Origin of the sequence: Variovorax sp. DAIF25 (assembly GCF_050711835.1) — a bacterium.
Lineage (GTDB): Bacteria > Pseudomonadota > Gammaproteobacteria > Burkholderiales > Burkholderiaceae_C > Variovorax.
Map to the genome: position 1 here is coordinate 6,974,177 of NZ_CP136636.1, position 19,206 is coordinate 6,993,382.

The window sequence follows — 19,206 nt, forward strand, 5'->3', positions numbered from 1 at the left end:
AAGCGGTCTCAGTGCGCGCGCGCGGCCTCGCGCGCCAGCGCGCGTTCGCGCGTGGCCTCGAAGTCCGCGGGCGGCGCATGCAGGTCGAGCCGGCGGCCGGCCTTCACGATCTGGCTCGGGATGTCGTGGCCGATCAGCGCCGGCAGCCGGCGCGCGGCATCGATCACGCGCGCGAGGTCGACGCCGGTGTCCCAGCCCGAGAGCTCGAGCGCATGCACGATCTCCTCGCTGCAGACATTGCCGGTGGCGCCCGGCGCATAGGGGCAGCCGCCGATGCCGCCGATCGACGCATCGAAGCGGCGCGCGCCGGCGTCGATGCCGGCCAGCACGTTGGCCAGCCCCATGCCGCGCGTGTTGTGGAAGTGCAGCGTGAGCTCGGTGCCGGGCCAGCGCTGCAGGAAGGCGCGCGCGAGCCCGTGCACCTGGCCGGGCCAGGCCATGCCCGTGGTGTCGCACAGGGTGACGCCGCCGGCGCCGAGCTCCTCGACGAAGCGCTCGCACCAGCCGAGCACGCCGGCCTCGGCCACGTCGCCCTCGATCGGGCAGCCGAAGCTGCACGACAGCGAGACGTTGACCGCCACGCCGGCCTGGCGCGCGAGCGCGGCCACCTCCGCCAGCGCGCGGAACGACTGCTCGCGCATCATGCGCAGGTTGGCGAGGTTGTGGCTCTCGCTGGCCGACATCACGAGGTTCATCTCGTCCACGCGCGCATCGATGGCGCGCTCGGCGCCGCGCACGTTGGGCACCAGCGCGGTGTAGGCCACGCCGTCCACGCGCTCGATCTCGCGCAGCACCACCTCGGCGTCGCGCAGCGCGGGAATGGCCTGCGGCGAGACGAAGGCCGAGACCTCGATCTTCGCCATGCCGGCGCGCGAGAGCGCGTTGCACAGCGCGATCTTGTCCTCGGTCGGCACGAAGGCCGCCTCGACCTGCAGGCCGTCGCGCAAGCCCACCTCGCACATCCGCACGCGGCGATCGCCGTCGAATGTTCTTCCGTTCCAGACCGCGTCGTTCATGCAACCACCTTCCTGCCGCGCAAGGCGGCGATGTCTTCCGATGTGAATCCGATCTCGCCGAGCACCGCGTCGGTGTCGTCGCCCAGCCGCGGCGCCGAGGAGCGCACCGTGCCCGGCGTGCCCATGAGCTTGGGCACCACGCCGGGCACCTCGATCTCGTGGCCGTCGCGCGTGGCCTGGCGCAGCAGCATCTCGCGCGCGCGGTAGTGCGGGTCCTCGGCGATGTCCTTCGCGGTGTAGACCTTGCCCGCGGGCACGCGCGCCGCGCCGAGGACTTCGAGCACCGTCGCCACCGATTGCGGCAGCGTCCAGGCCTCGATCGCCTGGTCGATCTCGGCCACGCGCGCCACGCGGCCCGCGTTGTTCGCGAGCGCGGGATCGGCACCGAGGTCGTCGCGGCCGATGCTCTGCATGAGCCGGCGGAAGATGCTGTCGCCGTTGCCCGCGATCAGCACGTAGCCGTCGGCGCAGCGGTAGGCGTTCGAGGGCGCGATGCCCGGCAGCGCGCTGCCCGCGGCCTCGCGCACCGCGCCGAAGGCGCTGTACTCGGGCACCAGGCTCTCCATCACGTTGAACACCGCCTCGTTGAGCGCCACGTCGATGACCTGGCCCTGGCCGCCGTTGACCTTGCGGTGGTAGAGCGCGGTCAGCACGCCGATGGTGCCGTGCAGCGCGGCCAGCGTGTCGCCGATCGAGATGCCGCAGCGCACCGGCACCCGGCCCGGCTCGCCCGTGAGGTGGCGCAGGCCGCCCATGGCCTCGCCGATGGCGCCGAAGCCCGGCAGGTCGCGGTAGGGGCCGGTCTGGCCGTAGCCCGAGATGCGCAACATCACCAGGCCCGGGTTGCGCTCGCGCAGCACCTCGTAGCCCATGCCCCAGCCCTCGAGCGTGCCGGGGCGGAAGTTCTCGATCAGCACGTCGGCCTCGGCGATCAGCCGGCGCGCGATCTGCTGGCCCTCCTCGCTGCGCAGGTCGAGCGCCAGCGAGCGCTTGTTGCGCGACTGCACCTGCCACCAGACCGAGGTGCCGTCCTGCAGCAGGCGCCAGTTGCGCAGCGGGTCGCCGCTGCCGGGCGGCTCGATCTTGATCACGTCGGCGCCGAACTCGCCGAGCGTCTTGCCGGCGAAGGGGCCGGCGATCAGCTGGCCCATCTCGATGACGCGCAGGCCTTGCAGCGCGCCGGGACTCAGGGGAAGGTTCATGGCTTGGGGGCTTTCTCGGCGAAGGCGACGGCGGACGCATGCAGCGCGCCGCTCGCGGGGGAACGTGAAGCGGCCGACGGGCGCGGCTCGCGCCGGCGCAGCGATTCGGGCAGCGCGAAGGCCAGCAGCGCGGCGCACAGCAGCGCCAGCGCGCCGATGACGTAGAGCGCGGGCGTGGTGCTGCCGCTCAGGTCCTTGATGCGGCCCACCATCACCGGGCTCACGATGCCGCCGAGCTGGCCCAGCGTGTTGATCAGCGCGATGCCGCCGGCCGCGGCCGCGCCGCTCACCAGCTTGGGCGGCAGCGCCCAGAAGGCCGGGATCGAGGCGATCACGCCCGCGCCCATCACGGCCAGCGCGAGCACCAGCAGGTCGGTGTGGTGGTCGAACAGGCCGGCCGCGAAGAAGCCGATGGCCGCGAGCAGCAGCAGCGCGATCACGAAACGGCGGCGCTCGCCGCTGCGGTCCGACAGCCGCCCGACCACCACCATCGCGATCGCGCCGCACAGGTAGGGCACGGCCGTCAGCAGGCCGATCGCCGTGGGATCGGTGCTGCCCGAGGCGCGGATCAGGTGCGGGGCCCAGAAGTTGAGGCCATAGGACGCGACCTGGATCAGGAAATAGATCAGCCCGAGCATGAGGAAGCCCGGCGTCTTCAGCGCGTCGAGCAGCGAGCCGTGGGCACCTGCAGCGCCACCCTGCTCGGCGATGCGCTGCGACAGCCGCGTGCGCTCGTCGGGCGTGAGCCAGTGCGCGTCGGCGATGCGGTCGTCGAGCCGCACGAACACCAGCAGGCCGAGTGCGATGCACGGCAGCCCGCCGACCAGGAACAGCCAGTGCCAGCCGGCCATGCCGAGCAGGCCATCGAAGTGCGCGAGCACCAGGCCCGCGGCGGGCGCGCCGAACAGGCCCGCGAAGGCCGAGGCCAGGAACAGCATCGAGGTGACGCGGCCGCGGTGCGCGGCGGGGAACCACAGCGTGAGGTAGAACAGCACGCCGGGTGCGAAGCCCGCTTCCATCGCGCCGATCACGAAGCGCAGCGCATAGAACTGCCACTCGGTCTGCACGAACATCATGAGCGCGGTGGCCACGCCCCACGAGACCATGATGCGCGCGATCCAGCGCCGCGCGCCGACCTTGTAGAGCATCAGGTTGCTCGGCACCTCGAACAGCACGTAGCCGACCACGAACAGCCCGGCGCCGAAGCCGTAGGCGGTGTCGCTCAGGCCCAGGTCGCTCTGCAGCGCGAACTTGGCGAAGCTGATGTTGATGCGGTCGAAGAAGGCGAAGAGATAGCACACCATGATGAGCGGCATGATTCGCCACGCGACCTTGCGCACGATGGCGCCGTCGTCGTCGAGGAGGGAAGTGGGGGTAGCCATGGGAGCCTTTGTCTGCGCGGCTCGCCAGCACGACGCCGCATTCGTTGCCCGGATTCTGGGCAGCGCGGCCGCGCGGGAGAACGACAAAGGCGCGCACGCAGCTTTCGCGGAACGCGAAAGCGCCCGAGGGTTAACCCTGGCAGAGGTGGTCGATCAGGGTGCGCACGTGGCGCGGCACCACGCCGGCGTCGCGCAGGCCGATCAGCAGCCGGCGCTCGGCCCAGGCGTCGTCGAGCGCGATCTCGCGCAGGCCCATCGAGCGCAGGTGCGGCTGGATCGCCGCGTGCGGCAGCACGGCCACGCCCATGCCGGCCGCCACCATCTGGCACACGGCATCGAAGCTGCGCACCTGGATGCGCAGCCGCAGCCGCCGGCCCAGCGCCTCGGCCGCGGCCTGCAGCCGCTGCGCGAGCGAGGTCTCGGCCGGCAGGCTCACGAAGTCGTACTCGGTCGCCTCCTCGAGCCGCACGCTGCGCCGGCGCGCCAGCGGATGGCCGCGCGGCACCACCATCACCAGCCGGTCGACGCGGTAGTTGACGAGGTGCAGCCCGAGGCTCGGCGTGCCCTCCGCGAAGATGCCCGCGTCGGCGCGGCCGTCGAGCACCGCGAGCACGATCTCGCTGCTGTTGCGTTCCTCGAGCTCGATGCGGATGCCGGGATTGGCCGCCACGAAGCCCGACAGCCCGCGCGGCAGGAACTGCGTGACGGCCGAGGTGTTGACCCACAGCCGCACCACCCCGAGCACGCCCGAGGCGTAGTCGGACAGGTCGGCCGCGAGCTGGTCGACGTCGTCGAGGATGCGCTGCGCATGGCGGTGCAGCGCATCGCCCGCGACCGTGAGCGTGACGCCGCGCGAATGGCGCTCGAGCAGCGGCGTGCCCACGGCCGCCTCGAGGTCCGAGATGCGCTTGCTGGCCGCGCCCACCGCGAGGTGCGCGAGCTCGGCGCCCTTGCTGATGCTGCCGGTGCGCACCACCAGGTTGAACAGCGACAGCGAGACCAGGTCGAGGCGGTGCAGGTTCATGGCGCCGGTCCTGGCTTCAGCGGCGGCGCTCGACGTACGGCCGCGCCTGCAGCAGCACGATGCGCTCGCCCACGGTGGCCCATTCGATGTCCTGGTCGACGCCGCCGAAGCCGCGCTTGACCGCCGCGCCCACGTTCGCGAGCCGCACCACGAGTTCGTCGGTCAGCACGCTGCGACCGGCCTCCAGCGGCACCTCCTTCACGCCGCCGTCCTTGTCGAGCTGCAGCGCGCTGTCCTCGGCCGAGCGGCTCAGCACCTGGATCGCCTTCGACCAGCTCGAGTACATGAGCTGCTCGGCCACGCGCCGCCCCTCGACCACGCGGATGCCGATGCCGCGCTTGGCCGAGATGTAGGTGACGTGCGGATGGCCGGCGTCGAAGGGGTCGCGCGTGATCATCACGCCCGCGCTGGTGGCGTCGATCGCGGTCTGCACGAACACGCCCATCAGCACCGACTCGGCACCGAAGCCCGCGGCGCCGCGCGCTTCCCAGGCCTCGGCATTGAACACCGAGGCCCAGACCTTCTTCACCGCGAGCTCGAGCGCGTCGCCGCTCTTCACGTTGGGCACGGTGGTGTAGAGGCCGGCGCCGCTGAAGCCCGGCAGGTCCTCGGAGTTGGACGAGCTGCGCACGAACACGCCGCCGCCGCCGAGCTGCGACTGCCAGGCCGCGCGCCACGCGGCCGCGGTGGCGGGATCGACCGGCCACTGCACGATCTCGGCGCGCAGCGCCTCGAGCGCGCGCTGGCGCACCAGCGGATCGGCCGCGAAGCCCGGCGCCTGCTGCATGCGCGCGATGCGCTCGGCCAGGCCGTTGGCGCGCATGAAGCGGTCGTAGTGCGCGAACGGGATGCAGAAGCCGTCGGGCACGCTGGTCGACGGGATGCGCGCGGCCTGCAGCGCGCCGAGGTTGGCCGCCTTCACGCCGCACTGCGCGCTGCTGCGAGCGCGCAGCGAGGCCAGCGGCAGCAGCCGCGCCTCGCGCAGGTCGGGCCGCACGGCCGCGGCACCGCCCGGCGCGGCGCTGCCGCGGCCCATGGCGGCCGTGCGCGCGGCGCGCGTGGGCAGTGCCGCGATCTCCTCGGGCGTGAGCGGGCGCACCTGGTAGCCCGAGGCCGCGACCTTGAGCGCCACCCACTGGCCCGCATGCGCGCGCAGCGCCTCGGCCGCGTCGCGCACGTAGGCATTGGGAATGCCCCAGCCCTTGGCCAGCAGGTTGACGTGCGACAGCGCCGTGGACGGCCGCTCGGTCAGCACGCCCGCCACCGGCGGCAACGCGATCGGCACCTGGCGCAGCACCGCGATGTCCTCGGGCAGCAGCGCGTTGACCGCGCCCTCGTCCTCGACGATGCGCACCCGGCCGCTGGCCGTGCCGAGGTTCATCGGCAGGTAGGGCTGCTCGCGGATCAGCGCCTCCTGCGTCACGAAGTCGACGCCGGCCTCGCGTGCCACGCGTTCGTGCAGCGTGGAGTTGGTCTTGAACTTCACGGGCGCGAAGAAGCTGGCCTTCACCGCGCGGTCGGCCTCGCGCAGCAGCGGCGCGGTGAGGCGGTCGCCTTCCCAGAATTCATAGCCGAAGCCCGCGACGTTCTGCTGCCAGCTCAGCGTGCCGAACAGGAAGCGGCGGTCGGGCACGAGGTAGTTGCGGTCGATCTCGCGCTTGCCCGCGTGGGGCGCCAGGCCGGTGTCGCGCACGAAGCGCACATGGAGCTGCCAGCGCGGCGTGTCGAGGTAGTACACGCGCGGCGCCGGCTTCGCGCGCCGGTCGATCACGAACAGCACATGCGGCAGCGCCATCGGCGTGCCGGCGTCGTAGGTGCGCGCGAGCGCGTCGAAGTCGGCGCGGCTGGCGAGCGCGGGCAGCGACGAGGCGCCGCCGGCGGAGCGCACGGGCGAGGCCGGCTCCTCCACGCGCTTCTGCGCGTCGTAGAACGAGGGCTTGCGCGCGAGCTGCGCATCGGCGGGCAGGGGTGCGAGAACGGACAGGCACGACACGAGCAGCGCAAGCCGGCGCGCAACCGCGCCGCGTGGAAGGTGCCTGGGGTCGTTCTTCATGCGCTTGTCTCTGTCCTTCGTTGCCGACGAGCGCGGATTCTCGCTCCACCGCCGCCGGCGCGCGCGGCGGCTCGCGGCGCGTTCCAAGCCCCGTGCCCGGCAGCGGTCATCGGCGAGGGCTACAGTGCGCTCGCAAAGGAGAGCCTTGTTCCATGTCCACCCCCTACGACTTCGATCTCTTCGTCATCGGCGGCGGCAGCGGCGGCGTGCGCGCCGCGCGCATGGCCGCGCAGACCGGTGCCCGCGTCGGCCTGGCCGAGGCCGCCGAGCTCGGCGGCACCTGCGTCAACGTCGGCTGCATTCCCAAGAAGCTCTACAGCTACGCGGCCGGCTATGCCGAATCCTTCGAGGAAGCGGCGGGCTACGGCTGGCAGCTGCCCGGCGAACCGGTGTTCGACTGGTCGCACCTGAAGTCGCAGCGCGCCACGGAGATCTCGCGGCTCAACGGCATCTACGCCTCGCTGCTCAAGAACTCGGGCGTCACGCTGGTCACGGGCTGGGCCCAGCTCGCCGATGCCCACACGGTGGAGGTCGACGGCAAGCACTACACCGCGCGCCACCTGCTGGTGGCCACCGGCGGCACGCCCTTCGTGCCCGACATCCCGGGCCGCGAGCACATCGTGACCTCCGATGCGATGTTCGACCTCGACCCGTTCCCGCGCCGCCTGCTGGTGGTGGGCGGCGGCTACATCGCCTGCGAGTTCGCCTCGATCTTCAACGGTCTCGACGCGAAGGTCACGCTGCTGCACCGCCGCGCGCACCTGCTGACCGGCTTCGACGACGACGTGCGGCAGTTCCTCGCCAACGAGATGGGCAAGGCCGGCGTCGACGTGCGCCTGAACTGCGAAGTGGCTTCGGTCACGCGCACCGCCGACGGCCTGGTGGCCACGCTCGCGCGCGGCCAGCAGATCGAGGCCGACACGGTGCTGTTCGCCACCGGCCGCGTGCCCAACACGCAGGGCCTGGGCCTCGAGGCCGCGGGCGTGGCGCTCGACGAGCGCGGCGCGATCGCGGTCGATGCGCACTACCGCAGCTCGGTGCCTTCGATCTATGCGGTGGGCGACGTCTCCACGCGCGTGCAGCTCACGCCGGTGGCGCTGGCCGAGGCGATGGTGGTGGTCGACGAACTGTTCGGCAAGGGCAAGCGCCGGCTCGACTACGAGTTCATTCCCACCGCCGTGTTCACGCATCCGAACATCGGCACCTGCGGCTACGGCGAGCTCGACGCGCGCGCGAAGTTCGGCCAGGTCACGGTGTTCTCGAGCGAGTTCAAGTCGCTGCGCCACACGCTCTCGGGCCGCAGCGAGCGCACCTTCATGAAGCTGGTGGTCGACACCAAGAGCGACCGCGTGGTGGGCCTGCACATGGTGGGCGCCGACGCGGGCGAGGTGGTGCAGGGCTTCGCGGTCGCGATGCGCGCGGGCGCCACCAAGGCGATGTTCGACAGCACGGTGGGCATCCACCCCACTGCTGCCGAGGAGTTCGTGACGATGCGCGAGCCGATGCCGGGCTGAGGCCCGGTTCAGGCCTGCGCCGGCTTGTCCTCGAGCAGCCGCACCAGCGCCCACAGCAGCCGGTTGGCCGGCACCGGCACGCCCAGCGCCTCGCCGCGGCGCAGCACGAAGCCGTTGAGATGGTCGATCTCGCTGCGCTTGCCGCGCGCGAGGTCCTGCGCGGTCGAGGAGAACTGCGCGGGCATGGTGCGCGCGATGCCCGCCACCGCGACATCGATGTCGCCCGGGATCGTCACGCCCTCGGCCTGCGCGACCGCGAGGCATTCGGCCACCACGTCGCGCAGCACGCCGGGCACGCCCTCGTTGCGCACCAGCACGCCGTAGGGCAGTTGCGTGATCGCCGACAGCGCGTTGTAGGCGCAGTTGAGCACCAGCTTGGCCCACAGCGCGCCGCGCACGTTGCCGGAGATCTCGGTCGGCACGCCGGCCGCGCGCAGCGCCTGCGCCACTTTCTCGCCGCGGGCCGAGGGCGCGATCACGAGTTCGCCGCGGCCGTTGTGCTTGACGTGCCCCGGCCCCGCCATGCCGGTCGCGACATAGACCACGGCCGCGGCCACCTCGTGGGACCGCAGCACCGAGCGCGCGCGCTCGTCGTTGTCCACGCCGTTCTGCAGGGTGAGCACCAGCGCGCCGGGCGCCAGATGCGGCGCGATCTGCGCGGCGGCGGCCTCGGTGTCGGTCGACTTGACGCAGAACAGCACGAGGTCGGCGCCCCGCACTGCATCGGGCTCGGTGCTCGCGGCCATGGGCACGTGTTCGTCGAAGGTCTGGGCCTCGAGGCGCAGGCCGCGCGCCCGCACGGCCTCCACGTGCGCGGGCCGGCCGATCAGCACCACCTCGTGGCCCGCGCGCGCCAGCATGGCGCCGTAATAGCAGCCGACCGCGCCGGCGCCCATGACTGCGACTTTCATCGATGCATCGTCCTTGTCGTGATGAGGGATGGCGAGCGTAACCACTCGCGCGTTTTCATGCCTCGGCCTCCACGCCGCGCGACTTCTGGCCCTCGTCGAGCAGCCAGGCGCGAAAGGCCGCGAAGGCCGGCAGGTCGAGCCGGTCGGGCCGGTAGCAGAGGTAGTGGCCCTGGTTCACGCCGACCGGCGTGCCGCAGGGACTCAGCAGCGAGCCCTCGGCGAACTCCTCCTGCACCAGCAGCTTCGGCACCAGGCCGATGCCAAGGCCGTTGAGCGCGGCCTGGATCAGCGCCGAGTACTGCGCGAAGCGCGGGCCGGCCACGGTCTGCACCTCGGGCACGCCGTGCTGCGCGGCCCATTGGCGCCAGGCGGTAGGCGCGCCCTCGTGGTGCAGCAGCGTGTGGCCGAGGATGTCGGCCGGCTGCGCGATGCGGTGCCGCCCCTCGACCAGCGAGCGCGCCACGATCAGCACGAACTCGCGGCCCGCGATGTATTCGGACACCACGCCAGGCCAGCCGTCGGGGCCGTAGCGGATCGCCGCGTCGACGCCGGCCGGGATGCCGTCGCTGGGCTCGAGATGGCGGCTGAAGCTCAGCATGACGTGGCGGCTCTTCTGGCTGAAGGCCGGCAGCCGCGGGATCAGCCACTTGGTGAGGAAGGTGGGCACGCTCGCGAGCGTGAGCAGGCCGGCGCCGGCATCGCCCGAGCGCGCCTCGAAGGTGGCGGTCTCGATCGCGCGCAGGCCGCCGGCGATCTTCTGCCAGTAGACGCGGCCCTGCGGCGTGAGCTGCACGCCGCGCCCGTTCTTCTGCAGCAGGGCGCGGCCGAGGAAGGCCTCGAGCCCCGCGATCTGCTTGCTGACCGCGCTCACGGTGATGCACAGGGCGCCGGCCGCGAGCGTCAGGCTCTCGTGGCGCGCCACCGCGTCGAAGGCCAGCAGCTCCTGGATGGTGGGGCAGTCGCGCTTCATGCATGGCTCCGGTTGATGAAAGTTCGGTGAAAAACAGTTGCCAACAGCTCAAGTGTCGTCATCCAACTTTCACCCATGAATACCAAGGCGCTTCCTAGAATTCAGGCCGATGCGGCGGAAGACCCGGCGCAGACAGTAGCGCATCCGGAAAGTATGCCGGCCGCGCGTGACACGGAGACACACCCTTGGTTCGCGGCATCTCGCTCCTCTACGGCCTGTACCTGCTGCTGCCCATCGCCCTGCTGCTGGTCGGCAGCGTGGGCGGCAACTGGACCAACACGCTGCTGCCCACGGGCCTGACCGGGCAGTGGTATGTCGACCTCTGGCTCGACACCTCGTTTCGCAAGGCCTTCGTGAGCAGCTTGGTGGTGGCGCTCTCGGCCTGCGCGATCAACACCGTGCTGGCGCTGCCGCTGGCCTATGCGCTGTACCACGGCGCGCGCCGCGGCGGCAGCCTGGCGGCACGCATCGTGAGTGCCACGCCGGTGGCGGTGCCGGCGATCACGCTGGCCTTCGGCTACATGATCGTGTTCAACACCGACCTCGCGCCCTGGCTGGGCTCGATGCCGCTTCTGATCGCGGCGCACGCGATCCTCACGCTGCCCTACCTCACGAACACGCTGCTGACCGACCTGCGCCACCTCGACCTGGACCGGCTCGAGCAGGCCGCGGCCACGCTCGGCGCCTCGGGCTGGCAGCAGTTCAGCGGCATCGTGCTGCCGAGCCTGCGCCAGAGCCTGATCAGCGGGCTGGTGATGGTGGCGGCGATCTCGGTCGGCGAGTTCGGCGTGTCGAACCTGCTCACCAGCTTCCAGAACCGCACCTACCCGGTGGTGCTGCTGCAGGCCTTCTACGGCGCCACGGGCTTCGCCTGCGCGGCCACGGTCATCCTCCTGGTGCTGGCGAGCGCGTCGGCGCTTCTTTCCTCCTCCCTGGTGAAGCAACGCGCCGTCACGCCATGAGCCTCCTCCTCGACACGGTCAGCTACAACTACCCCGGCAGCACGCACGGGCTGCACGAGGTCTCGCTCGACGTGCGCACCGGCGAGCTGGTCGCGGTGATCGGGCCCAGCGGCTCGGGCAAGTCGACCCTGCTCAAGCTGGTGTCGGGCCTCGAGACCGGCCACACGGGCCGCATCGCGCTCGACGGCGAGGACATGTCGCGCACGCCGGTGCACCGGCGCCACATCGGCATGGTGTTCCAGAGCTATGCGCTGTTCCCGCACCTGAGCGTGCTCGACAACGTGGCCTACGGCCTCAAGCTGCGCAAGGTGGCGACCGCCGAGCGCCGCCAGCGCGCGCAGGCCTTGCTCGACACCGTGGGCCTGGGCGAGTACGCGCAGCGCGCCGTCGCGCAGCTCTCGGGCGGGCAGCAGCAGCGCGTGGCGCTGGCGCGCGCGCTCGCGATCGACCCGCGCGCGCTGCTGCTCGACGAGCCGCTGTCGGCGCTCGATGCCAGCGTGCGCGGCCACCTGCGCGACCAGATCCGCGCGATCCAGCAGCGCTTCGGCGCCACCACCTTGCTGGTCACGCACGACCAGGAAGAGGCGCTCGCCATGGCCGACCGCGTGGCGATGCTCAAGGATGGGCGGCTGCTGCAGATCGCCACGCCGCGCGAGATCTACGAGCAGCCCGCGAGCCGCGCGGTGGCCGAGTTCGTCGGGCTCTCGACGATCCTGCCGGCCAGGGTGGCGGGCCTCAACAAGCTGGACCTGGGCTTCGCCCAGCTCGCGGCGCCCACCGGCATGCGCGCGCCCGGCACCGCGCTGCACGTGCTGGTGCGGCCCGAGCACATCGCGGCCGATCCCGCGCCCGGCGCGCCGAACCGCATCGCGGGCCGCTGCGGCGCGCAGCGCTACCTGGGCTCGCTGACGCGCTACGACTTCGAGGTGCCGGGCGCGCCCAGGCCCTTTCTCGCCGAATCGGCGCGGCCGGCCACGGAGGCGATCGCGATCGCGCCCGAACACCTTCGCCTGCTCGACCACTGAATCATCTACTCCCGAGGAGTCACTCATGCAACGCAGACATCTGATCCAGGCCGCCGGCGCCCTGCCCGTGCTGGCGCTCGCGCGCACCGCCTTCGCCTTCGACGGCCCCGAGCTCTACGCGGGCGAGAAGGCGCTCTACGCCGAGGCGCAGAAGGAAGGCCTGTGCGTCTCCTTCGACACCGGCCCCGAATGGGCCAACTGGAAGTCGCTGTTCCGTGACTTCAAGAAGCGCTATCCCGAGATCGAGCTGACCTACAACGACATCGGCTCGGCCGCCACCGTGGTCGCGCTGGAAAAAACGAAGCGCCGCCCGCAGGCCGACACCGCCTACTACTTCGCGGCCTCGGCCGTCGATGCCGCGAAGAAGGACGTGGTCGCACCGTTCAAGCCCGTCAACTTCGACAAGCTGCCGGCCGTGTTCCGCGAGGCCGAGGGCCGCTGGTTCACCATCCACACGCTCAACATCGCGTTCCTCGTGAACAAGAAGCTGGTGAAGAACGTGCCCACCGGCTGGGCCGACCTGCTCAAGCCCGAGTTCAAGAGCACGGTGGTCTACCTCGACCCGCGCTCCACCGGCATCGGCCAGGTGCTGACCTTCGCCGCGGCCTATGCCAACGGCGGCGGCGTCGACAACGTGCAGCCCGGCACCGACTACCTCGGCAAGCTGCATGCGGCCGGCAACGTGCTGCGCGTGGAAGGCACCACGCCGTACGCCAAGTTCCTCAAGGGCGAGATCCCGGTCTGGATCAGCTACGAGAACGACGGCCTCAAGGCCAAGCATGTCGACGGCATGGGCGACGCGGTCGAGGTCGTGATCCCGAAGGAGGCCAGCGTGGCCGCGCCCTATGCGATCAGCCTGGTGAAGAACGGCCCGAACCCGAACGCCGGCAAGCTGTGGCTCAACTTCATCATGAGCGAGGCCGGCCAGTCGCTGTTCGCGCAGGGCTTCGTGCGGCCCGCAGTGCCGGGCACGCCGCTGTCCGCCGACGTCGCGGCCAAGATGCCGGCCGCGCCGCAGATCAAGCCGCTCGACGTGGTGAAGGCCTCGGAGCGCAAGGCCGAGCTCGACAAGCTCTGGGCCCAGGCCGCGCTGGGGAAGTAGGCGCTTCGTGATGAGACGCTTCGGTGCCTGGCCCGCCTGGGCCTTCATGGCGCTGTTCTTCGCGGTGCCGCTGGCGGCGCTGCTGCCCGAGGCCTTCGCCGAGCGCGGCAGCGCCTTCGGCCGGCTGGTGGGCAACCCGCTGTTCTTCGGCGCGCTGCGCAACACGCTGGCGCTCGGGCTGGCGGCGGGCGCGGTGTCGGCGCTGGTCGGCACCTGCATCGCGATCGAGCTCGCGCGCCAGCCGGCCGCGCGGCGCCAGTGGCTGATGACCCTGCTGGGCCTGCCGCTGGCCTTCTCGGGGCTGGTGATCGCCTACGGCTTCATCCTGGCCTTCGGCCGCGCGGGCTTCGTGACCCAGCTCATGGCCGGGCTCGGCGCCGATCCTGCCGTGCTCGGCAGCTGGATCTACAGCGTGTCGGGCCTGGGCTTCGCCTATGCCTACTACCTGATCCCGCGCGTGGCGCTGTCGCTGTACCCGGTGTTCGCCAACCTCGACCCGCGCCCGGCGCAGGCCGCGCGCACGCTCGGCGCCTCGCGCGCACGGGCCTTCTGGGACACGGTGCTGCCCGAGGTCGCGCCCTCGGTGCTGTCGAACGCCTGCATGGTGGCCGCGATCGCGATGGGCACCTACGGCACGGCGCTGGCGCTGGTGGGCACGCAGCTCAACATCCTGCCGCTGATGCTGCTGGCGCAGGTGGGCGACGGCGGTTCCGATTTCGCGGTGGCGGCGGCCCTGTCGCTGGTGCTGATGGTGGTGTGTGTGATCGTGATGGGAGTGGGCGATGTGCTTACGCGAAGGCGCGAACGCGGTGCAGTGGTCGGCGCCGGTCATTGAGGCGCTCGCGCGCCTCGGGCAACGGCAGCGCGGGCCCGATCGCCATCGCCAGCCGGTGGCGATCATCGGCCCCGGCGATGGCGGCCCGGCCGAGTGCGAGGCCGCCTATGCGGTGGCGCATGCGCTGGCCGGCGCGGGCATGGCGGTGGTGTGCGGCGGGCGCGGCGGCGTGATGGCCGCGGCCTCGCGCGGCGCCGCCGAGGCCGGCGGCATCGCCGTGGGCATCCTGCCCGAGGACGACGACCGCAACGCCAACGAATGGCTCAGCGTGGCCATCCCCACCGGCATGGGCGAGCTGCGCAACGGCATCGTCGCGCGCAGCGGCCTGTGCCTGGTCGCCATCGGCGGCAACATGGGCACGCTGTCGGAAATGGCGATGGGCCTCAAGTGGGGCAAGCCGGTGTTCGTGATGCACGGCGACGTCGAGCTGCCGGGCGCGGTGCCCGCGACGGATGCGGACGACATGCTCGCGAAGGTGCTGGGCTGCCTGCTGGCCTGAAGGGCGAGCCGGCCGGAAGCGTTTCGAAAGCGGTCACGACGGCATTGCACAATGCCGCCATGCCCTACATGCCCCCCTTCGTCGCACCCGCCCGCTTCACCGACGCCGCCGCCGCGCTCGACCAGGTGAAGGCCATCTACCAGGGCGGACTCGCCCATCTGCGCGAATCGATGCTGCGCTTCGTGGACGGCGACGAACTGCCGGGCCGCGTGCGCGCCTGCTATCCCTTCGTGCGGGTCCACACCCACACGGTGGCGCGCCACACGCCGCCGGCCAATGCCGGCCTGAGCTACGGCTTCGTGGCCGGACCGGGACGCTACGAGACCACGCTGACGCGGCCCGATCTCTATGCGCGCTACTACCTCGACCAGTTCCGGCTGCTGCTCGAGAACCACCAGGTCGAGCTCGAGGTGGGCACCAGCACGCAGCCGATCCCGATCCATTTCTCGTTCGCCGAGAACGACCACATCGAGGGCACGATGAGCCCCGAGCGGCGCGCGCTGATGCGCGACGTGTTCGACCTGCCCGACCTCGGCGCGATGGACGACGGCATCGCCAACGGCACCTTCGAGGCGCTGCCCGGCGAGGCGCAGCCGCTGGCGCTGTTCACGGGCGCGCGCGTCGACTACTCGCTGCACCGGCTGCGCCACTACACGGGCACCCTGCCCGACTGGTTCCAGAACTTCGTGCTGTTCACCAACTACCAGTTCTACATCGACGAGTTCGTGCGCCTGGGCCACGAGGCGATGGCCGACGAGAACAGCGAGTACATCGCCTTCATCGAGCCCGGCAACGTGGTGACGCGCCGGCGCGGGCTCTCGGCCGGCGCCAGCGCCACCTTCGGCCACCTGCTCGACGGCAGCCAGGGCACGGCGCCGCCGCGGCTGCCGCAGATGCCGGCCTACCACCTGGTGCGCGAGGACTACAGCGGCATCACGATGGTCAACATCGGCGTCGGCCCGGCCAACGCCAAGACCATCACCGACCACATCGCGGTGCTGCGCCCGCACGCCTGGATGATGCTGGGCCACTGCGCGGGCCTGCGCAACACGCAGCAGCTCGGCGACTACGTGCTGGCCCACGCCTACGTGCGCGAGGACCACGTGCTCGACGAGGAGCTGCCGCTGTGGGTGCCGATCCCGGCGCTGTCGGAGATCCAGCTCGCGCTCGAGCAGGCGGTGGCCGACGTCACGAAGTGCGAGGGCCCCGAGCTCAAGAAGATCATGCGCACCGGCACGGTGGCGAGCACCGACAACCGCAACTGGGAGCTGCTGCCCGGCAACCAGCCGCAGCGCCGCTTCAGCCAGAGCCGTGCGGTGGCGCTCGACATGGAGAGCGCGACCATCGCGGCCAACGGCTTCCGTTTCCGCGTGCCCTACGGCACCCTGCTGTGCGTCAGCGACAAGCCGCTGCACGGCGAGATCAAGCTGCCCGGCATGGCCAACCACTTCTACCGCGAGCGCGTGGAGCAGCACCTGCGCATCGGCATGCGGGCGATCGAGATCCTGCGCCAGGAAGGCTCGACCCGGCTGCACAGCCGCAAGCTGCGCAGCTTCGCGGAAGTGGCGTTCCAGTAAGGCCTGGCCCGCCAAAAGCGTGACTTAGTTCCCCATTTGGCGGGACTGGAGGCCCATTCCCCGGGTTTTCCCCTGGGTGCCTGTCACCGACACGACAGGCGCTGTGCGTCATCATTTGTTTACCTTTTTAGACAATCGGAAACAAACATGCCGCACCCGACCGCCCTGCCGCCTTCGCCCGGACGCCGGCGCTTCCATGCCTGGCTGGGCGCGATGGCCGTGCTGGGAACGGGGGCCGCGCGCGCGGCCGAGCCGCAGCTGACCGCGAAGCTGCGCATCGTGATCCCCGCCAACGAGGGCGGCGGCTGGGACCAGACCGGCCGCGCGCTCGGCGCCGCGATGCTGGCCTCGGGCGCGGTGGGCGACGTGGTCTACGAGAACATCGGCGGCAAGGGCGGCACTATCGGGCTCGCGAAGTACGTCGAGAAGTATGACGCCGACCCCGACGCGATCCTGATGAGCGGCATGGTGATGGTCGGCGCGGTGGCGCTGCAGAAGCCGGCCGTGACGCTGGCCCAGGTGGCGCCGGTGGCGCGCCTCACGAGCGACTACGAGGTGGTGGCGGTGCGCGCCGATTCGCCGATCAGGACGCCCAAGGACCTGATCGCCCAGCTGCGCGCCGACGCCGCCAAGACGGTGATCGCCGGCGGTTCGGCCGGCGGCGTGGACCACATGTACGCCGGCATGCTGGCGCGCGTGGCGGGCAACACCGCGGCGTTGGTCTACCAGCCGCACCCGGGCGGCGCGCAGGTGGTGGAGTCGCTCGAGTCGGGCAAGTCGGTGGCCGGCATCTCGGGCTACAGCGAATTCAGCGAGGCCCTCGCGAGCGGCAAGCTGCGCGCCATCGGCGTGTCGGCCAGGCGGCCCTTCCTCGGCATCCCCTCGGTGCGCGAACAGGGCGTGGACGCCGACCTCGCCAACTGGCGCGGCGTGCTCACCGGCAGGAAGGTGACACCCGAGCGACGCGCCGTGCTGCTCGAAGCGGTGCGCCGCGCGACCGTGGCCGACCTCTGGCAGAAGACCATCCGGAAGAACAACTGGGACGCCTACTGGATGGCGGGCAAGGACTTCGAGGGCTTCCTCGAGCTCGACACCGCGATGGCGGGCCCGCTGATCTACCTGCTCAAGCTCAAGGCCTGATTCGAGGCCCGATCAGGCACCGGCGAACAGCTCGGGCATCTCGCGCACGGCCTTGGGCGTGAGCGCGAGCGCGCGGCCGTCGAGCTCCTGGCGCACCCAGCCGCGCTTCAGCGAAAGCTGCAGCCACGCGGCGCCGAGCGCGCCGCCCAGGTGCGGCCGGCGCTCGCTCCAGTCGAGGCAGGCGCAGGCGAAGCGGCGGCGCGAACGCCGCACCGCATCGACCTCCACGCCCAGGCTCTCGAGCGCGACCGCGCCCTCGGCCGTGAGTTCGTAGGAGCCGCTCGCGAGGCCGCTGAGCCAGCCCTGCGCATGCAGCCGGTCGTGCAGCGCGACGCCCGCCGTGCCGGCCATGTGGTCGTAGCAGGTGCGCGCGCTGCGCAGCCGGCTCGGCGTGCTGGGCTTGAACCCGGCCACGCGCGGCGCGCCGGCCACCACCATCAGGCCTTCGAGCGCGGCCGCCACGTCGTCGTCGGCGAGCCGGAAGTAGCGGTGCTTGCCCTGCACCAGCAGCGCGACCAGCCGCTCCTCCCTGAGCCGCGCGAGGTGCGCGCTCGCGGTCGAGGGCGCGACCTCGGCCACGGTCGCGAGCTCGGTGGCGGTGCGCGCATGGCCGTCCATCAGGCAGCTGAGCATGCGGGCGCGCGCGGGCTCGGCGATGGCGCCGGCGAGGCGGGCGAGCTGGAGGTCCGGGTTCGCGGAGGCGGCGGTGTTCATGCGGCGATCCTAAGGCGCCATGCCATCCCACACTTCGGCCGCGAGCGAAGTGTGGCGGACACGCGCGGCGCAGACTTCGGCCATGAGCACGCCGCACCCCACCCTCGAGACGATGGCCCCGACCGCCCCGACCGACCCCGTCAAGGCCGTCGTGCATCCCGATCCCTATCCCTACTACGCCACCCTGCGCGACGGCCCGCCGCTGGCCTGGAACGCCACGCTGCGCCTGTGGGTCGCGAGCCGCGCCGAGGTCATCGAGACGCTGCTGCAGGCCCACGGCGCGCTGCGCGTGCGGCCGGCCGCCGAGCCGGTGCCGCGCGTCATCGTCGGCCAGCCCTCGGGCGAGGTCTTCGGCCACCTGGTGCGCATGAACGAAGGCGCGGCGCACCAGGCGCACCGGCCCGCGCTGCAGCGCGCGCTCGCGGGCCTCGACCTGCAGGGCGCGCATGCCACCGCGCTCGAAGCGGCCACGGGCACGCGCGCGCTGCCGTTGTCGGACGCGCTGTTCTCGATCCCGCTGCGCGCGGTGGCGCGGCTGCTGGGCTTCGGCGATGCGGCGCTGCCGCAGGTCGACGGCTGGATGCGCGACTTCGTGGCCTGCCTGTCGCCGCTGTCGAGCGAAGCGCAACTGCGTGCGGCGAGCGTTGCGGCGGCCGCGCTGATGACGCGCTTCGAGGCCCTGGTGGCCGACGGACCGGCCGCGCGCGGCACGCTGCTCGCGGCGGTGCGCGAGGTCGAGCCCGCGGGCACGCCACCCTCGCGCGCGCTGCTCGCGAACCTCGTCGGCCTGCTGTCGCAGACCTGCGATGCCACGGCCGGCCTGCTCGGCAACGGGCTGATCGCCTGGCGGCGCGAACCGGCCGCGCGCGAGGCCGCGGCCACGCGCGATGGCCTGCAGATGGTGGTGCAGGAGACCGCGCGCCACGACCCTTCCGTGCACAACACGCGGCGCTTCGTGGCCGAGCGGGTGGACATCGCGGGCACGACGCTGGCCGCGGGCGATGCCGTGCTGCTGGTGCTGGCGGCCGCGAACCGCGACCCGGCCTTCAATCCCGAGCCCGATCGCTTCCAGCCGCTGCGCGCGCGCCGCCGCATGCTGGGCTTCGGGCATGGCCTGCATGCGTGCCCGGGGCAGGCGCTGGCCTGCACGCTCGCGGCGGCCGGGCTCGAGGCCTTGCTGCGCGAGCGCCGCGCCGAGGTCGAGCGGCTGCTCGAGCGCGGCTGGCGCTATCGGCCTTCGGTCAACGGGCGCATTCCCTCGTTCGATTGAGACCCAACCA

At 71.9% G+C, this 19,206-nt stretch carries 17 protein-coding genes; 9 read left to right on the top strand and 8 right to left on the bottom strand.

Features of this window, described 5'->3' with window-relative positions; genetic code table 11:
• Positions 1-8 precede the first annotated feature (8 nt).
• The 5 genes from R0232_RS32230 to R0232_RS32250 all read right to left on the bottom strand — a co-directional run bounded on the left by R0232_RS32230 (position 9) and on the right by R0232_RS32250 (position 6,677).
• On the bottom strand, positions 9-1,016 hold the full coding sequence (locus tag R0232_RS32230) for a hydroxymethylglutaryl-CoA lyase (protein ID WP_209542983.1): 1,008 nt from the start codon (positions 1,014-1,016) through the stop codon (positions 9-11).
• Entirely contained in the window at positions 1,013-2,218 is a 1,206-nt protein-coding gene (locus R0232_RS32235; RefSeq protein WP_431510663.1) for a CaiB/BaiF CoA transferase family protein, read from the bottom strand. The genes R0232_RS32230 and R0232_RS32235 overlap by 4 nt, the downstream gene beginning before the upstream one ends.
• Entirely contained in the window at positions 2,215-3,600 is a 1,386-nt protein-coding gene (locus tag R0232_RS32240) for an MFS transporter (RefSeq protein ID WP_431510664.1), read from the bottom strand. Before R0232_RS32240 ends, R0232_RS32235 begins: the two co-directional genes overlap by 4 nt.
• Before the next feature lie 130 nt (positions 3,601-3,730).
• Positions 3,731-4,624 (bottom strand): LysR family transcriptional regulator, encoded by an 894-nt coding sequence (locus R0232_RS32245; RefSeq protein ID WP_203203197.1) that lies wholly within the window; start codon positions 4,622-4,624, stop codon positions 3,731-3,733.
• A gap of 16 nt (positions 4,625-4,640) precedes the next feature.
• On the bottom strand, positions 4,641-6,677 hold the full coding sequence (locus tag R0232_RS32250) for a PEP/pyruvate-binding domain-containing protein (RefSeq protein ID WP_431510665.1): 2,037 nt from the start codon (positions 6,675-6,677) through the stop codon (positions 4,641-4,643).
• A gap of 152 nt (positions 6,678-6,829) precedes the next feature.
• Between R0232_RS32250 and gorA the strand changes: the two genes are divergently transcribed.
• Positions 6,830-8,191: a glutathione-disulfide reductase gene (gorA, locus tag R0232_RS32255; protein ID WP_431510666.1), complete on the top strand. Its 1,362-nt coding sequence runs from the start codon at positions 6,830-6,832 to the stop codon at positions 8,189-8,191.
• A gap of 8 nt (positions 8,192-8,199) precedes the next feature.
• On the opposite strand, the gene R0232_RS32260 is transcribed toward gorA, so the two are convergent.
• Positions 8,200-9,102: a ketopantoate reductase family protein gene (locus R0232_RS32260; RefSeq protein WP_431510667.1), complete on the bottom strand. Its 903-nt coding sequence runs from the start codon at positions 9,100-9,102 to the stop codon at positions 8,200-8,202.
• A gap of 55 nt (positions 9,103-9,157) precedes the next feature.
• Positions 9,158-10,072, bottom strand: coding sequence for a LysR substrate-binding domain-containing protein (locus R0232_RS32265; protein ID WP_057592576.1), 915 nt, complete (start codon positions 10,070-10,072; stop codon positions 9,158-9,160).
• A 185-nt stretch (positions 10,073-10,257) separates the two neighbouring features.
• Between R0232_RS32265 and R0232_RS32270 the strand changes: the two genes are divergently transcribed.
• The 7 genes from R0232_RS32270 (at position 10,258) to R0232_RS32300 (ending at position 17,212) form a co-directional block, all read left to right on the top strand.
• Positions 10,258-11,034 carry an ABC transporter permease gene (locus R0232_RS32270; protein ID WP_203203201.1) on the top strand — a complete coding sequence of 259 codons (777 nt, stop codon included), beginning with the start codon at positions 10,258-10,260 and terminating at the stop codon, positions 11,032-11,034.
• Positions 11,031-12,059, top strand: a complete 1,029-nt coding sequence (locus R0232_RS32275) for an ABC transporter ATP-binding protein (RefSeq protein ID WP_431510668.1) — start codon at positions 11,031-11,033, stop codon at positions 12,057-12,059. Before R0232_RS32270 ends, R0232_RS32275 begins: the two co-directional genes overlap by 4 nt.
• 25 nt (positions 12,060-12,084) lie before the next feature.
• Entirely contained in the window at positions 12,085-13,161 is a 1,077-nt protein-coding gene (locus R0232_RS32280) for an extracellular solute-binding protein (RefSeq protein ID WP_296788811.1), read from the top strand.
• Between the two features lie 10 nt (positions 13,162-13,171).
• Positions 13,172-13,996, top strand: coding sequence for an ABC transporter permease (locus R0232_RS32285; protein ID WP_296788809.1), 825 nt, complete (start codon positions 13,172-13,174; stop codon positions 13,994-13,996).
• Positions 13,944-14,495, top strand: coding sequence for a TIGR00725 family protein (locus R0232_RS32290; RefSeq protein WP_431510669.1), 552 nt, complete (start codon positions 13,944-13,946; stop codon positions 14,493-14,495). Before R0232_RS32285 ends, R0232_RS32290 begins: the two co-directional genes overlap by 53 nt.
• A gap of 59 nt (positions 14,496-14,554) precedes the next feature.
• Positions 14,555-16,072 carry an AMP nucleosidase gene (locus R0232_RS32295; protein ID WP_093354454.1) on the top strand — a complete coding sequence of 506 codons (1,518 nt, stop codon included), beginning with the start codon at positions 14,555-14,557 and terminating at the stop codon, positions 16,070-16,072.
• 147 nt (positions 16,073-16,219) lie between these two features.
• Positions 16,220-17,212 (top strand): Bug family tripartite tricarboxylate transporter substrate binding protein, encoded by a 993-nt coding sequence (locus R0232_RS32300; protein ID WP_431510670.1) that lies wholly within the window; start codon positions 16,220-16,222, stop codon positions 17,210-17,212.
• A gap of 12 nt (positions 17,213-17,224) precedes the next feature.
• On the opposite strand, the gene R0232_RS32305 is transcribed toward R0232_RS32300, so the two are convergent.
• The gene (locus R0232_RS32305; RefSeq protein WP_093354147.1) at positions 17,225-17,926 is read right to left on the bottom strand and encodes an ArsR/SmtB family transcription factor; all 702 of its coding nucleotides are present in this window, start codon (positions 17,924-17,926) and stop codon (positions 17,225-17,227) included.
• Positions 17,927-18,038: 112 nt separating this feature from the next.
• Between R0232_RS32305 and R0232_RS32310 the strand changes: the two genes are divergently transcribed.
• Positions 18,039-19,196: a cytochrome P450 gene (locus R0232_RS32310; protein WP_431510671.1), complete on the top strand. Its 1,158-nt coding sequence runs from the start codon at positions 18,039-18,041 to the stop codon at positions 19,194-19,196.
• The last annotated feature ends 10 nt before the right edge of the window (positions 19,197-19,206 follow it).